Here is a 15,074-nt window from a genome sequence, read left to right on the forward strand (position 1 = left end):
GGCAGTGATACTCCTGCCGTCCGAGTGTGCTCGGTGTATTATTCGGTTCCGACGTCTTCGCCAGCATCACCGCTGACACCGACTGTGTTCGTCGTCTCGATCGACTCGATTCCAGAGAGTGTACAGAGATCGTCGATCAACTCCTGTGTCGTCGTCACTTCGAGCGCACCGAACGCAAGTCGTTTCTCGACGCTCGCACCTGCATCTTCGACCGCAGCTTCGAGTTCCTCGACAGTCTCCTCGTCTTCGGACTCGCCAGTTACGACCAGCGAGACTGTCTCCCCCTGGATCGGATCCTCGCGCATTCGCCGGACAGGATGAGAGAGATACATCAGGCGAGTGGCGTCCGTTCGACGACAGTGCCGTCGACGGTCGGATACTGCTCGACGATCTCACCTTTGGAGAGATCACCCTCCTCGACCATCTCTTCGAGGAGCCACCAGGCGAGTTCGACGTGTTCGCTTTTGACGGCGTAGTAGTCGGCCGGCACACCGAGTTCGTCGAGTTGATCCGGTTCGGTCCAGGTCTTGCCGTAGACCAGCGTCCCGTCGTCGGTAATCTCGTCGAAGGGCCGACGAACGTTTTTCGCCATCCGTTTCAGGCGATTCCGGTGCTGGGCCGCGTCTTTGAACACGGAGGTACAGAAGTAGACCTTCTCGTGGTCGCCCATCGTCTCCAGGATTTCGTGGCTCCCCTCGACGGCGCTCATGTGGCCCTCGCGGAGTTCGTAGCCTTCCTCCTGCATCCGCCGGAAGTTCCCCTGGCTCATCTCGAACTCGTTGATATTACAGAAGTCCGCTGCACCCTCGTCGATGAACTCCAGAAACTCCTCTTCGGCACGGATGCCGGGAATCTCGAAGGCGGGGGTGAGTCCCTCTTCGCGCGCGACGTACAGAATATCCTCCCACTCGGTGCCGTGCATCTCGCCCCACAGCTCGAACGGTGGGTGGAAGCGGATCTCGTCGAGGCCGGCCTCGGCGAGGCGACGCATGTTCTCGCGGCCACCGGTGATCCCCGTATAGAGGTGGGTGTGGTGGTCCTCGCCGAACTCCTCTTTCAGCAACTCGATGTAGCGGCAGGTGCGTTGGAGCACCTCCTGGGGCTCGCCACCGGTGATCGAGGAGCCCAGCGCGTCCATCCGCTTTGCCTCGTCGACGATGTCCTGGTCACACTCGACTTTCCGCTCGTTGGCGTAGACGTCGGTGACGTTTTTCCGGTTTTCGCCGAGTGGACAGTAAAAACAGTCGCGCTGGTCGCAGTAGCCGTAGACGAACAGAACCATCTTTCCGCCCTCGGCACACTGTTCACAGCCCTTGGATAGCATTCACAGCACTGTAGCGCGTCGATCTGTAAAAGGGATGCGAAACTGATCGTTAGCGAGAGTGACTCATGCCAGCAGATCTCGCAACACCGCGCCGAACCCCGCCGCACCGATACAGAACGAGACCAGTCCACCGATCCCCGTGAGTGCCAGCGCGCCGTTGATCGCAGCGCCGACGAGCAAGGGGAGTTTCCAGTCCTCGGCGTCGACGATTCGCTCACCGATCAACAAGAAGGCGATCGCCGAGCCCACCGCCCATAACACGTAGGCTGTGATGGCGAGCGGGACGACGACGAAAATACCGATGATCGTCAACACTAGCAGGAACGTTACCAGTATCAACCCGACCAGGGCGAGCACCCCGTAAATGAACGAGTCGATCGGCTCCTCGGTCAGCGACCGTTTCATCCGATCGGTGTACGCCGGGGCGAGTGCGACCAGCAGGGCACCAACCAGAAGCGTCGTCAGGAAGACACCGAACGCACCGCCGCCTAACCCGAGTTGGATGTCGATATTGAATCCCGGTCCCTCACCCATAGCCTGGGCCAGCACTACGAACGCTTTATTCATCGTGTAGTACTATCAATTCATTTGATAAGAATCCACTGTGTACCCGGACAGACGTGCCAGAGCCAGCAGGGACACGATCCCGACAAGAATCGCAAGCAAACTGCACAGACAACGAGATAATTCTGTGTCAACTGTTGCATCGTCTGGGGAACCACGTACCAGCCGCTTTTCCAGGGTTAGTCTGGACTGTTCGGTCAGTGTATGCCGTCAGCCAAATATCAGAAACTGATACCGAGAAGTGGCCTCACCGGTGATATCCTTCTCGAACGAACAACTACCTCGACGGTCAGGAGCGCCCCACTGAGACCACTTTCGTGGCCCAGAAAAAGCAGTGCGCTGGCGCCAAGAAACACTACTTCCGGAGGTTGCTGGGCTTGGGTCAATCAGACAGAGTCTATCACATCTGGCTAACGACCGCCCGCTTCGGTCGTGTCGACGGCCCAGATTATCACACACTAAAAACAGAACTCAAGATTTAACCCTTCGGTAGATCTTCGCTCAGTAGATGTCATCAAAGGCCGTTAGCAAGCGTCGTGGTGGACGTTTGGGTGCCTCGATACGCGAGCTTGTCAGGTACATCCCGAGCGGAGACACGATTCCGGAGGAGTCGTGGAGCGCGCGCCACCGGAATATCCTCATAGTGCTGTTTGCGCACATTCCCTTCCTGCTGGCACTGGGGCTGTACGAAGGAACAGAGTCGACAGTGACGGGTGCGACCATTCCGGAGATTTCTGTGGCACGTGTCGTCGTCCAGCTGGCGGTTCTCACAGGGATCGGGATGTTGGCTGCGTGGCCGGGGTTCGGACGGCGGCTGCGGACGGCACTCGCCTCTGTCGGGATCGTTGTCGCATCTACGACGCTCGTCTTCTTCTCCGGGGGATTCATCGAGGCCCACTTTCATTTCTTCGTCGCCATCGTCGTGCTGGCCCTCTACGAGGACTGGCTGCCTTTCGCGCTTGGGATCGCCGTCGTCGGCGTCTCACACACAGTCTTCGGACTGATCGAACCCAGCCGGGTGTACAACCACGCAGCTGCGATGGAGAACCCGTTCGTCTGGGGCCTTATTCACGCTCTGTTCGTGGGTGCCGGCGCTGTCGCGCTGACTGCACAGTGGTACTCGACCGAACGGTCCCGGGAACAGGTCGAACAGCAACTCGCGGAGGTCGAAGCCAAGCGTGCGGAGATCGACAACCTCGAGGAAAGAAAGACCGAGCTGAAGCGAGCGAAAGCCGAGGCCGAAAAAGCACAGGAGGCTGCCCGGGCGAAACAGCAAGAGGTCGAACAGCTGAACGACCAGTTGGAATCGAAGGCCGATGCATACAGCGAGGTGATGAAACAGGCAGCTGCCGGTGATCTTACTGTCCGGGTGGATACAGAAAGCGAGAGCGAGGCCATGGTCCAGATCGGCAACTCGCTCAACACGATGATCGACGAAACCGAGGCAACACTGGAGCGGATCCAATCGTTTGCAGAAACCGTTGCAACGGCGAGTGAGGAGGCCGAAGCCGGCGTGTTAGAGATCCAGGAGGTGAGTGAAGAAGTAAGCGACTCGGTGCAACAGATTGCCGCCGGGACCGACGACCAGAATGAACTGTTTGAGAATGCCTCGGAGGAGATGACAGCGCTGTCGGCGACGATCGAAGAGGCGGCTGCCTCTGCCGACACTGTCGCGAAAAAATCCAGCGAAACTGCCAGGATCGCCGAAGAGAGCGAACAGAGGGCACAACAGGCGATCGACGACGTGCAGGAGGTCCAGACAGCGCTGGATTCGACCGTTCGGAACATCCAGCAACTGGATAGCCAGATGGACGAGATCGGAGACATTATCGAACTGATAAGCAACATCGCCGAACAGACGAACATGCTCGCACTGAATGCGAATATCGAAGCCGCCCGGGCCGGCGGCGGTTCGAACAACGGCGACGGATTCGCTGTCGTTGCGAACGAAGTCAAGCAACTCGCCGAGGAAACGCAGGTCGCAGCAAGTGAGATCGAACAGCTCATCGAAGAGACCCAGGCACAGACGACGACGACCGTCACCGAGGCTCGGGAAGCGAAAGAGGACATGACCGAGGGAGTCAGGGCTGTGGAAGACGTTGTCGAGACATTCGACACGGTCCGGCAGAACGCGGCGGACTCGGATGCGGGCATCCAGGAGATCAGCGATGCGGCTGGCGACCAGGCCGACAGTGCCGAAGAAGTGGCGTCGACGATCACGGACGTCTCCGATATTAGTACGGATATCGCCGAACAGTCTGCCAATGTCTCCGCAGCCGCAGAAGAACAGACTGCGTCTGTCTCACAGATCAGCGGCGGTGTCCAGTCACTCCGCGACCAGGCCGAACAGCTCCAGACGCTTCTCTCGGAGTTTCGTGTCTCGGGTACCACAGCGTAGCTCCCGAGTTCGACGCCGGGAACCCCGAGATGGGAGCTTGCCGACGAGTCCGTTCCGCCTCGCCCGCAAGCGCCCACCAAGCACCCCAATTGCCTTGCTTTCGTCCGCATACGGGCTGACCTGTACCGCTGTGTCAGCAACAGCTTCGGCAATACTACTGTCTCCCTCGGAGAAAGAGGGTAAAACACCGATTTGAGTCTACGGCACGATTTTTATATACGATACTGAACTGTCGGGTATGGTAGATCGGAGACGATACCTCGAACTCTGTGCGGCTGGCAGCAGCCTCGCACTGGCTGGCTGTCTGTCGAACGTCGACCTCGGTGACAGTGGGGGGACAGAGGAAGACGACCCCGAAAAGATCGACGACTGGCAGTACGACCCCGATGAAAGCAGCCTGGTTCCCAACACCAGCCACTCACCGAACATGTCGAGTGGGTCCAGAAGTACCACTGCCTCGGCAGACGATGCGATGGAAAGCGGTGACTCCATCGGGCTCGCTGCCGGCGGTGCGGCAGACGTCGGCACCTTCCGGCGGAACGTCCACGAGGGGTATCTCCCCATCCCGGAGACGATGGCCACCGAAGGACTCTTTCACGACTACTACTTCGATACGGGCGGTGACGGGAGCTGTACCTCGCTTTTCTGTCCGACCTACACCCCTGCAGTCACAGAGGATCCGCTCTCGGACGAGACTGAGCGATACCTGAGCGTCGGCCTCGACTCCGGGCTCGCCACCTCGGAGTTCGACCGGCCGCCGCTGAATCTCGTCATCGTCCTCGATATCTCCGGCTCGATGGGCGCCAGCTTCGACGAGTACTACTACGACAAGTTCGGCAACAAACAGCGCATCGAGGGGGAGACGGATCGACCCAAGATCGAGGTCGCGACGGACGTACTCGCGGATCTGACCGAACAGCTCCGACCGGAAGATCGGCTCGGTGTCGTCCTCTTCAACAGTGACGCCGAGGTGGCGAAACCGCTCCGGGACGTCGAGCGAACAGACATGAACGCGATCAGAGAGCACATCCGCGAGGATATCGAGGCCGGCGGCGGGACGAACATCTCCGCGGGGATGGACGAGGCAGAAAAGCTGCTCGACGAGGTCGTCGAAGAGCGAACCGAGTACGAGAACCGCTCGATCCTGCTAACCGACGCCCAGATCAACCACGGCGAGACCGAGGGAGAGAAGTTGCAGTCCACTCTGAAGGATCGGGCGGAAAAGGGGATGCATACCTCGGTGATCGGCGTCGGCGTGGATTTCAACGCGGAGTTGATCGACCAGCTCACGGCCGTCCGCGGCGCGAACTACTACAGTGTCTACTCTGCCGACCAGTTCGAACAGCGCCTCGTCGAGGAGTTCGAATACATGGTGACGCCGCTGGTCTACGATCTCTCCCTGGAGTTGAACGCGGAGGGCTACGAGATCAAACAGGTGTACGGCTCGACAGCAGCGGAGGAGGCCACGGGCGAGCTAATGTACGTCAACACACTGTTTCCCTCGCCATCCGAGGGCGACAAGGCCAAAGGCGGCGTCGTACTCGTCGAAGTCGAACAGACCGGAAGCTCGGATGGGGAGATGGAGCTGGTCGCCTCCTGGGAGCGCCGGAGTGGGCTCTCCGAGTCCACGACGGAGCAGATCACGTTCCCGGAAGAGAAGCAGTGGGGCAACACCGCCATCCGGAAGGCGGTTCTGCTTGCACGCTATGCTGACGTGCTGAAAGAGTGGACCGTCACCGAGCGACCGCTCCCCGAAGCAGAGGTCTACCCAGAGCGGTCGGAGTCGGGCGAGGAGATGGGTGTCGAGCCGCCAGCCGCCGAACTCACACAGTGGGAACTCCAGTCCAAGCCGCTCCGCCTCTCCCCGGAGATGGCAGACCGACTCGCGCAGTTCCGTAGCCACTTCGAACGCGAAGCCGACGCCATCGGTGACGAGACACTGGACCAGGAGCTGGAACTGCTGGACGAAATCCTGGCTGCCGAGTAGTTGGGACGCCACAAGACCTGCAACCGGCTGTCGCATCGGCAGCGGTTTCCGTGGGATGCAAAGAGCGACACTGACCGACCCCCCAGTTCTTTCCCGAAGAGCAGTTTAGAGGAGGTATGGAGCTGCAACGACTCGCCGGACTCACACTGGCTGTCGCCGGGCTGGTCGGCTACGTCGCCGGGATTTACACCGCCTATCCCGGCCGATCGTTTTCGATCACGGCTGTCATGGTCGGGATCACACTCGCCGCGATCAGTCGAGAGCGGGCATCAGAGGCGGTCGTATGAGCCTCACAGCCACGGTCTACACGACCGACGGGATCGAGCGCCACCAGGATCTCGCTGTCGCGACGACATCGGGGGAGAGCTGGGGGCAGAGCCGGGACGACGAGTCGACCGAACTGCAAACTCTCAGAGATCGCTTCGAGATCCACCAGCTCGCAATCGAGGACATCGTCGGCGAGCAGACACGCCCGAAAACAGAGGAGTACGAGACACACACCTTCGTCCTGATGAAGACCACGGAGCTGAGCCAGCGCGAGGAGATCGAGTTCAAAAAGGAAGTTCGGACACACCCTGTCGGCTTCTTCATCGGCGAGGACTGGCTCGTGACACTCTCGCCGACAGACGTCGAGGTCGTCGATTCCACGCCGACGACGTGGGCAGCCCACGAGGAGCGGATACTGGAACGCGGCACCGACTTTCTCGCCTATCGGCTCATCGACGCCATCGTCGACGACTACTTCGCCGTCCTCGACGAGATCGAAGACAATATCGAAACCGTCGAGGAGCGCGTCCTCGCCGACCCCGATCCGCACATGCTGGAAGATCTGAACGACGTCCGGCGTGATCTACTCGCCTTCCGGAAGGTTGCCTGGCCCGCCCGCGAATCGATCTCCTATCTCTCCCGGGGCGATATCCCACAGGTCGCCGACGAGAACGAGAAATACTTCCGGGACGTCTACGACCACCTCGTCCAGGTCGTCGACCTGATCGAGACCTACCGCGATCTGACGGGTGGCTCGCGGGATATCTACCTGAACGCGGTCTCCCAGTCGACGAACGAGGTGATGAAAACGCTGACCGTGGTCGCGACGATATTCATTCCACTGACGTTCATCGCCGGCGTCTACGGGATGAACTTCGCCGACACACCGTTTGCCATGCCCGAGCTGTCCTGGACGTACGGCTACCCGGCGACGCTGGTCGGAATGGCGCTCGTCGGGGGGATCATGCTACTCCATTTCCGCCGGCAGGACTGGCTCTAGTCCGCGTAGACGACGACTTCACCCGAAGCGTGCACTGTGATCGGATAGCCGGCGAATTGGAACGAGACCGAGCCCGCTACCTGCCTGTTTCCGGCAGTGTGCGTGAATACCGCTTCGAGTGCATCGGGGTCGATGTGATCGTACAGCGGCGGAAGCTCGACCAGATCAGCATCCGTTACCTCGGCAACCGCTTCGAGAACGGTCATATTCACGTCGGTATCCCCGTCCCAGTCGTGGTGAAGCCGGCAGGCCACCTGTGGCTCCGGCACAGTTGTTGTCATAAGTAGAGTGAATAGACACCACATCTTTACCGTGACTGGTACGCATCAGGTGCTGGCACGGCTGCCCTTCTAGACATCTAGATATCACTCAGACCGAATCGAGGACGGCGGAGAGGACTTTCCGTTCGGCGGCCCGGAGGTGGTGTGAGAACGTCGACGAGGCGATATCGCGCGTGGCTGCCAGTTCTTCGCGCGTGCTCGTCCGTGGCCACTCGTAGAACCCACCGTACAGTGCCGTCTGGAGTGCATCGAACTGTTTCTCGGTGAGATCCTCGAGGAGTCGGTCACGGAACGTACTCTGCGTATCGACCGGGTCGGTCCCGTCACGCCGCGCCTGGAGCTCTGTCTGGGGGTAGTCGGCCTGGACTGCTTCGACGACCGGCCGGACCGCCCCGGAGAGCACCGTCGAGACAGTCGTCACCTCGTTTTCGACCGACAGCGACCGGAGCCGGACCCCGTTGGCCCGCAGGCTCCGAACGAGCCGTGGCGTTTCGAGGGTGATCTGGTACAGCGCCGTCTCCTCGGTGCCAGTCAGCCGCTGGCTGTCGACGACGAACGTGAGTTCGGCAAGCGCCGTGTCGACTGCGTCCTCCGGTCGCTGTGGAAAGCGCACGAAGGTTCGAATCGTCCCGGACTCGCCGGCGATCGCACCGGCAAGTTCGATATCGACCCCCAGCGCTGTCGCGAGCTGGTTCGAGAACAGCCGCTCGTCGGAGATCAGCAGCTCGATTTCGGTGCGTCTGCCGTCGTCGAGTGTTTCGCCGTCGTTCAGATTCGCCACGGCGTAGCCGATCGCGTCACCGAGTTCGCCGAGGACGGCCTGTTCGCGCTCGTCGAAGAGATCCGGGGCCGTTCCGTGGATCACCAGCACGCTCTCGACGTGGTCTCGCACGACGATCGGAACGACAGCGACGGAGCGATAGGCCTGGTTGAGCACGTCACGACGGTGAGGTTTCCACATCGGCTGTTCGAGAATACGCTGGGCAACCTGGACAGTGCCGTCGCGCATGGCAGTTTCGACCATCTCGGTGAGTGGTGCTATCCCGTCGCCGGAGCCCAGATACTCCGCGTACTCCGGATCCAGCTCGGCCCACTGACGGAGTTCGGGCTGTCCGGTCGACTCGTCCCGGTCGCCGATCCAGGCAAACGAGTACTCGGTCCCGGTCGCGATTTGCTCACAGACACGCTGCTCGATCTCACTCCGGGACGTCGACTGGATGACCGCCGCCGTCGTCTCGCGGATGATCGTATTCAGCCGGTTTAGCTGTTCGAACTGTTCGTTCTGTCGCTGTAGCGCCCGGTCGCGCTCGCGGAGTCGCTGTTCACGGTCGGCCCGGTCCAGGGCAGCATCCAGCGTTTCCTGGATCAGGTGGGCGGCTTCCCGCTTCGTCGCCGAAAGCGTCGAGGGGGTCGCCGTACCGGTCAGGAGCACCCCGTGGTTACCGATCGGGAGGACGAAGGCCGACTGAAGCGGGAGATCGGCCGGCTGGCCGTCGTAATCGGTGCGCTCCGGGAAAAACACCGGCTCACCCTCGACGAACGCGGACCAGAGGTAGCCGCTGTCTCTGGTCACAGCGGCTGGTTCGTCGAGTGCAGCATCGATGGCCGCGGACCACTCAAGCGGAACGAGACTGTCGGTGCCGTCGAACCGGTACATCACAGTCCCGTCGAAGCCGAGCAACTCGTCCATCGTCTCGGCAGCGATCCCCGCGATCGCCTCCCGGTTTTCCGTTCGAGCCATCGCCTGCGTCCGTTCGTGAAGCATCTTCAGTGTCTGTGCTTCCTGATACCGTTCGGTGATGTCCTTGATAATAGCCAGCACGCCCCACTCCTCACTGTCGGCGACCGACAGCGGTGCCGCGTTGATCGAGAGCCAGCGCTGCTGGCCGAAGCCATTCTCGATCCCGTGTTCGACGTTGTACACTGGCTCGCCAGTTTCGATCACCTGTGCGAACGGAAGCTGTTCGTCCGGAATCGGTTCGCCGTTCTCGTCGACGATTTCCCACGCCGGTTGGTCGTAGGTCCGGCCGGCAATTTCGGACGCTTCGAGTTCAAAGATCTCTTCGGCACGGTCGTTGGCCCGCTGGATGGTCCCATCCGAATCGAGGATCGTGATCCCGACGGGACTGGTGTCGAGAACTTTTTCGAACTGCTGGCGTTCTCTCCGGAGTTCACGTTCGCGCTCGGTCCGTTCGTGGTTCCGGAGTGCCCGATGGACGATGTCGGCAACGTCGCTCGCGAACTCGATCTCGTCGTCGGTCCACTCCCGGGGCCCGCCGAGGTGTTCGTGACAGATCACGCCGACGACCGCTCCCTCGGAGCGGAGTGTCCCGTCGAGCAAGGCACCGACATCGTGGGTTTCGAGGAAGTCGGTTAGCTCGGCCGTGCGGGGGTCAGATCGTGCGTCGACCGCGTCGATCGCCCGGTGTGTTTCGAGCGCTTCGAAGTAGGCGGGGTACTCCGAAGTCGCTAGCTCTATGCCATCCGTGTGGTCACCGCTCTCCCGGTCGTAGTTGTCGACACAGGTGAGCTGTTCGTCATTCTCCTCGGCCAACCAGACGTTGACACGGTCGACGTCGAGAACAGCTGCCGCAGTCTCGGTTATCCGCTGTAACGCCCGGTCGAGATCACCGTTCGTTACCGCCTCGTCGGTCGCGAGATCGACCAGCGTCTGTTGCTGACGCCGTCTGCGCTGACGGCGGTTGTACTCTTCTGTGATATCGGTCGCGAAACCGGCGATCCGCACGACCGTTCCGGAGTCGTCGACGATCGGCTCACCGCGGACACGCATCCGCCGTTGATACCCCTCGGCTTCGTTGACACAGACCTCGACATCGGTCGGCTCGCCTGCAGAGAGCCTCGCCATCGTCTCCCGAACGAGTTCACGGTCGTCGGGATGGATCGCCTGCAGGAAGTCGGTCGGATCGTCAGCGAGATTCCTGGTCGGCCGTCCAAGGACCGCCTCGTAGGCGGAACTGGCAAACAGGGCTTCACTCCAGTCGCCGGTGAAGACGTAAAACAGGCGGTTCGTTTCTTCCGCGAGTTCCAGCATCCGCTGTTCGGCGCGATTGCTCCGGTACTGCCGGACAGCTGTCTGGATCCGATCGACGAGCAGCTCGGACGGGTCGGCGGCAGCGTCTGTCGAGACGTAATCTGTCACGCCGGCAGTGATCGCGGCGCTTGCGACTGCCTCTGAGCCGCTGTCGGTTACCAGCATAAACGGCAGGTCGGGATCGATCTGGCGGACAGCCTCGAGGAACTCGACACCGTTTGTGTCCGGCAGTTCGTAGGCCGAAAGAACACAGTCGAACTCCCCACGGTCGACGTGTTCGAGGCCGGCACTGGCAGTCGAGACCGTCTCGACGGTGAGTTGCTCGCCGGTTCGTTGTAGATCGCTCACGATCGAATCGGTGAAACCGCCATCGACGAAGAGAACGTGTACATCGGTGCCCGAATCGGCGGGCTGTACTGATCTAGTTGTCATGATAACACTCGACTGGTACGGACGTCCCCACTAGCCACAAACACGGATCGACTCCAGCGAAACGGACGAGCACGCAACTGTCGTTCGAGTCCGTTCACGAGTTTCGTTAAAATAGACAGGAGCCCAGGCCATAAATAATCATTGCGACAGCATGTGAGAGACACCATGTGGCTGCCCGACCCACGACCGTCTGGGGAGACAGCCGCCGACTGTGAAACCCACGCTGTCGCCCACATATTGGAAGTCTAACAGATCGAAAAATGGATAGGCTGGTCGGGCAAACAGTTAGATACAATGTCATTTCTAGCCATCTGGGAGTCCGTCGAGAACGCGGACTGGATGCACCTCTCCGAGGACGAGGAGGTGCTGTGGACGGGTCGCCCGTCGTTGCATACGATTCTGGTTGCCATGGTCGGCGGGGTACTCGTCGCGATCGTGGGGATCGCAGCGACCGTCTTGCTGAGCCGGGCGATCGAGAGTCGGAACCTCCCCGCGCTGCTTGGCTACCTGCCACTCGTTCTCACAGTTGCGGGCATCGTCTGGGCCGCGATCGCCTACCTCAACTGGGTGCGCCTCCTGTACGTGATCACCAGTTCGGAGATCTACGTCAAGTACGGACTCCTCTCCCGGGATGTGACACAGATCAGGCTCAGCCGGATCCAGAACACCACCTTCGAGCAGTCGATCCTCCAGCGGTTGCTGGGATACGGTGACGTCCGGATCTACACGGCGGGCAGTGGAACCGAGGACCTCCTCTTCGACGACGTCCCGGATCCCGAGACGGTCACACAGTTGTTGTCGGACGTGATGGGATCGGAGAACACGAACGAACGACGCCAACAGGATCCGTTACAATGAGACTGCATGTCCCATGCCCGACACTGTTCACGGCATCGCTGGCCGCTGTACGACCGTCTTCGACGGCACCCGCGAACAGGAACAACACGGGGAGATGCTCGTGCTGGTCATACTGCCGGCTGTAAATTCGTAAAGATATGTGCCACCCCGGGGTGGCGCAATTCTTCAGTTTCTTACAGCCGGCAGTATCAACCCCGACGAGACTGATGACTACTGGTGGATCTCCGACCGTCTCTGGAGATGCAGTCGGAGTCGAGAATGAGCCGGTGCAAGGACGGAGCGTCAGTACCATGCACAGCAGGCGTCAACCGGTTTGCTACTGGATGCTGCTGGCTACATCACCGATACCGGAGAATACGAAGCGGGTCCCATCATCGACTTCCACACGCCCCTCCCATCCATGGCCCGAAACCACCCGCTCGACCATCAGTAGTCCGAGACCGATCTGGCCAGTTTCGAGTTCCCCGCCGAACAACGAATCAGCAATGTCGGCTGGACGCTCCGGGCCGTCGTTGGCGACGCTGAATCCGTCCTCGGTGCCACGGACTATGACGGTGACATCAGCACCACAGTGCTCCTGGACATTCCGGAACAGGTTCTCGAACAACTGCTGAAGCCGGGACCTGTCGGCGGAGAGTTCACGATTATCCTCCACGACAAGGGTGGCGTTTGACGGGTCGACTGTCTCCCAGGCAGTCCGGGCGAGCGGACCGAGGTCGACCGATTCTCGCTGGCCGACATCACCCCCTTCTCTGGCTAGTGCGAGTGTTTTCGTGATGAGTTCTTCCATCCGGTCGAGCGATTCGAGAGCTGTCTGGAGATGCGACGCTTCGGGATCAGACACAGTCTCGGAGACGAGTTCAGTGTACCCACGAGCAGCTGTCAGTGGATTTCGCAAGTCGTGTGCGAGGACCCAGCGAACTCGTCCAGTCGCTCGTTTTGCGCATCGAGCGCCGTGTCGTGTTTTTCGCGTTCGAGTTCGTACTCACCCACCGGGTCAGAAGGCGGACGGACCGCTTCTCGTCTTCGTCGAACTCCCTCTCACGGGGCTGTTCTCCGGAGTAGCAGAGTGTGGCATATACCTCACCATCGACCAGCAAAGGCGCACCAAATAACACTGCAGATTGGTTGTGTCACGCGCAATGTCGTCGCTGTACGCTGACGCACCTGCATCTGAGACTGCGAGGATGTCCTGATCATCGACGACGTGTCGACACCAGGTCGTCTCCAGATCGTGTACGGTACGAGACTCGTACGCGCCGTGTTCAATCGTGGAGTCGATCACTTCGTAGTCGCCACCGGCAGTGTACGAGAGGACACCATACTGAACGCCCAGCCTGTCACGTCCAACCGCAATCGCACGCGCAACTTTTTCCTCCAGAGGTACCGATGGATCCGCACCAAGTTCGTAGAGGTCCTGAAAATAGTTTGTCGCCTCGGAGGTAGGAATGAAATAACTGTAGTGGGGCGAAGGTAAAAGAAATTAGTCCTCCTCTGTTTTGAAGCCAGTTCGTTCCATCGCACCCCACGTCTCGACGCCTTTCAGATACTCTACGAGTCCCTGCCACGCGACAACCGTTTTCCACTGACGGTAGCCGAAGTTCTCGAGAACCCCGTACCACAGCAGTCGAAGAATCTGCCACGGACTGTCGTACCGGTTGAAACTCCAGACCTCGCTGAACACACCGAACCAGGAGAGGAAGACACCGAAGCCGGTCGTCAACACGAAGAAAATGAAGAAAAACTCCACACTCAGGAGACCGAAATACCACGCCAGGGGGAGAATGATGTAGCCGAGTCCTTCGATGAGTGGACCCAGGGTTTCGGCTGCGACGAAGAGAGGAAAGACAATGCTCCCGACGCGTCCGTACTTTCGGTTGAACAGCATCCGGCGGTTCGTAACCACGGTCTCGACCATCCCGCGGTACCAGCGTCGCCGCTGGCGTCCGAGCATGCGACGAGTCGACGGCACTTCGGTCCACGCGACCGGTTCGGGCACGAAGTCGACGCTGTACTCACGACCTACGTCGGTCAGATACCGGTGGAGGCGGACGACGATATCGAAATCCTCCGTGATCGTGTCGTGGCGGTAGCCGCCGATTTCCTGAACGACGTCGGTCCGGAACAGTCCGAACGCCCCCGAAATGAGGATGAGCCCGTTGATCCGGTTGAGCCCCAGCCGTCCGGAGTAAAATGCACGGAGGTACTCCATCACCTGCAGTCCCGGGAGGCCGGTTTTGGGGAGTGCAACCGACTTCACGTTGCCACCCTCGATCGTACACTCGTTTGCGATCCGGATGACCCCACCCGAGGCGACAGCTGTCTTCGGGTGTTCGAGAAACGGTCGCACGAGCTGGAGCAAGGCGTTGCGGTCGATGATCGTATCCGAATCGACGGCACAGAATAGTTCCATCTCGGTCAACCAGATGCCCGCGTTGAGTGCGTCACTCTTGCCACCGTTTTCTTTGTCCACGACGAGCAGTTCCTCGTATCTCGTCGAGCGATACACACCGTGAATCTGTTCTGCTGGCACGTCGATGGGGATGTCGGCATCGATACGTTCGAGGTCGAAGTTCTCGACGAGTCGTTCGAGTGTGTCGTCCGTCGACCCATCGTTGACGACGACGATCTCGACCTCCGGATAGTTCAGCGATAGCATCGACTGCACACTCTCGACGATCGTCGCAGCCTCGTTGTACGCCGGCACGACGACCCCGATGCCGGGGTAGAACGGACTCGCAAACTGCCGGAACGGGGGGTCCCAGCGTGACTCCCGGACATCGTCCCGGAGTTCGAGTAACGCCAGGACGTGGATGAAGAGATAGTAGATGTTGACGAGAATGTAGTAGCTGACGACGAAGAGTCCAAACGCAAAAAACGTCTGTGTGAACAGGTGTGTGAGCGTGTTCAT

The 15,074-nt window shown here is 60.2% G+C and carries 12 protein-coding genes; 5 read left to right on the forward strand and 7 right to left on the reverse strand.

Annotated elements, in window-relative coordinates; all coding sequences use genetic code 11:
• Window positions 1-38: 38 nt before the first annotated feature.
• The 3 genes from EOW68_RS07605 to EOW68_RS07615 all read right to left on the reverse strand — a co-directional run bounded on the left by EOW68_RS07605 (window position 39) and on the right by EOW68_RS07615 (window position 1,891).
• The gene (locus EOW68_RS07605; protein ID WP_128224561.1) at window positions 39-332 is read right to left on the reverse strand and encodes a hypothetical protein; all 294 of its coding nucleotides are present in this window, start codon (window positions 330-332) and stop codon (window positions 39-41) included.
• On the reverse strand, window positions 332-1,324 hold the full coding sequence (locus EOW68_RS07610; RefSeq protein WP_128224562.1) for a radical SAM protein: 993 nt from the start codon (window positions 1,322-1,324) through the stop codon (window positions 332-334). Before EOW68_RS07610 ends, EOW68_RS07605 begins: the two co-directional genes overlap by 1 nt.
• Before the next feature lie 63 nt (window positions 1,325-1,387).
• Window positions 1,388-1,891, reverse strand: coding sequence for a DUF8173 domain-containing protein (locus EOW68_RS07615; protein ID WP_128224563.1), 504 nt, complete (start codon window positions 1,889-1,891; stop codon window positions 1,388-1,390).
• Between the two features lie 505 nt (window positions 1,892-2,396).
• Between EOW68_RS07615 and EOW68_RS07620 the strand changes: the two genes are divergently transcribed.
• The 4 genes from EOW68_RS07620 (at window position 2,397) to corA (ending at window position 7,540) form a co-directional block, all read left to right on the forward strand.
• Complete coding sequence (locus EOW68_RS07620; RefSeq protein ID WP_128224564.1) at window positions 2,397-4,286, forward strand: methyl-accepting chemotaxis protein; 1,890 nt, start codon at window positions 2,397-2,399, stop codon at window positions 4,284-4,286.
• A gap of 238 nt (window positions 4,287-4,524) precedes the next feature.
• Window positions 4,525-6,273: a vWA domain-containing protein gene (locus tag EOW68_RS07625; RefSeq protein ID WP_128224565.1), complete on the forward strand. Its 1,749-nt coding sequence runs from the start codon at window positions 4,525-4,527 to the stop codon at window positions 6,271-6,273.
• Window positions 6,274-6,389: 116 nt separating this feature from the next.
• On the forward strand, window positions 6,390-6,560 hold the full coding sequence (locus EOW68_RS18585; RefSeq protein WP_431358805.1) for a hypothetical protein: 171 nt from the start codon (window positions 6,390-6,392) through the stop codon (window positions 6,558-6,560).
• A complete protein-coding gene (gene corA / locus EOW68_RS07630; protein ID WP_128224566.1) occupies window positions 6,557-7,540 on the forward strand; it encodes a magnesium/cobalt transporter CorA in 984 nt (327 codons plus the stop codon). Before EOW68_RS18585 ends, corA begins: the two co-directional genes overlap by 4 nt.
• Here the strand turns inward: corA and ddfA are convergent.
• Both ddfA and EOW68_RS07640 read right to left on the reverse strand, forming a co-directional pair.
• Window positions 7,537-7,821 carry a DdfA family disk-determining factor gene (gene ddfA, locus EOW68_RS07635; RefSeq protein WP_431358806.1) on the reverse strand — a complete coding sequence of 95 codons (285 nt, stop codon included), beginning with the start codon at window positions 7,819-7,821 and terminating at the stop codon, window positions 7,537-7,539. The two genes, corA and ddfA, sit on opposite strands and share 4 nt — an antisense overlap.
• 88 nt (window positions 7,822-7,909) lie before the next feature.
• On the reverse strand, window positions 7,910-11,305 hold the full coding sequence (locus tag EOW68_RS07640) for a GAF domain-containing protein (protein ID WP_128224567.1): 3,396 nt from the start codon (window positions 11,303-11,305) through the stop codon (window positions 7,910-7,912).
• A gap of 294 nt (window positions 11,306-11,599) precedes the next feature.
• Here EOW68_RS07640 and EOW68_RS07645 point away from each other — a divergent pair, with 294 nt between their 5' ends.
• A complete protein-coding gene (locus tag EOW68_RS07645) occupies window positions 11,600-12,163 on the forward strand; it encodes a PH domain-containing protein (protein WP_128224568.1) in 564 nt (187 codons plus the stop codon).
• Window positions 12,164-12,479: 316 nt separating this feature from the next.
• Here the strand turns inward: EOW68_RS07645 and EOW68_RS18590 are convergent, their stop codons facing one another.
• The gene (locus tag EOW68_RS18590; protein WP_431358807.1) at window positions 12,480-13,061 is read right to left on the reverse strand and encodes a sensor histidine kinase; all 582 of its coding nucleotides are present in this window, start codon (window positions 13,059-13,061) and stop codon (window positions 12,480-12,482) included.
• Between the two features lie 585 nt (window positions 13,062-13,646).
• Window positions 13,647-15,074, reverse strand: coding sequence for a glycosyltransferase family 2 protein (locus tag EOW68_RS07655; protein ID WP_128224569.1), 1,428 nt, complete (start codon window positions 15,072-15,074; stop codon window positions 13,647-13,649).

It is taken from the genome of Halovenus amylolytica (assembly GCA_004015825.1).
In the GTDB taxonomy this organism is placed as follows: Archaea; Halobacteriota; Halobacteria; order Halobacteriales; family Haloarculaceae; genus Halovenus; species Halovenus amylolytica.

Coding starts and splice junctions, on each gene's coding strand:
- EOW68_RS07605 (WP_128224561.1), bottom strand. CDS start 332: ATGTATCTCTCTCATCCTGTCCGGCGAATGCGCGAGGATCCGATCCAG.
- EOW68_RS07610 (WP_128224562.1), bottom strand. CDS start 1,324: ATGCTATCCAAGGGCTGTGAACAGTGTGCCGAGGGCGGAAAGATGGTT.
- EOW68_RS07615 (WP_128224563.1), bottom strand. CDS start 1,891: ATGAATAAAGCGTTCGTAGTGCTGGCCCAGGCTATGGGTGAGGGACCG.
- EOW68_RS07620 (WP_128224564.1), top strand. CDS start 2,397: ATGTCATCAAAGGCCGTTAGCAAGCGTCGTGGTGGACGTTTGGGTGCC.
- EOW68_RS07625 (WP_128224565.1), top strand. CDS start 4,525: ATGGTAGATCGGAGACGATACCTCGAACTCTGTGCGGCTGGCAGCAGC.
- EOW68_RS18585 (WP_431358805.1), top strand. CDS start 6,390: ATGGAGCTGCAACGACTCGCCGGACTCACACTGGCTGTCGCCGGGCTG.
- corA (WP_128224566.1), top strand. CDS start 6,557: ATGAGCCTCACAGCCACGGTCTACACGACCGACGGGATCGAGCGCCAC.
- ddfA (WP_431358806.1), bottom strand. CDS start 7,821: ATGACAACAACTGTGCCGGAGCCACAGGTGGCCTGCCGGCTTCACCAC.
- EOW68_RS07640 (WP_128224567.1), bottom strand. CDS start 11,305: ATGACAACTAGATCAGTACAGCCCGCCGATTCGGGCACCGATGTACAC.
- EOW68_RS07645 (WP_128224568.1), top strand. CDS start 11,600: ATGTCATTTCTAGCCATCTGGGAGTCCGTCGAGAACGCGGACTGGATG.
- EOW68_RS07655 (WP_128224569.1), bottom strand. CDS start 15,074: ATGAACACGCTCACACACCTGTTCACACAGACGTTTTTTGCGTTTGGA.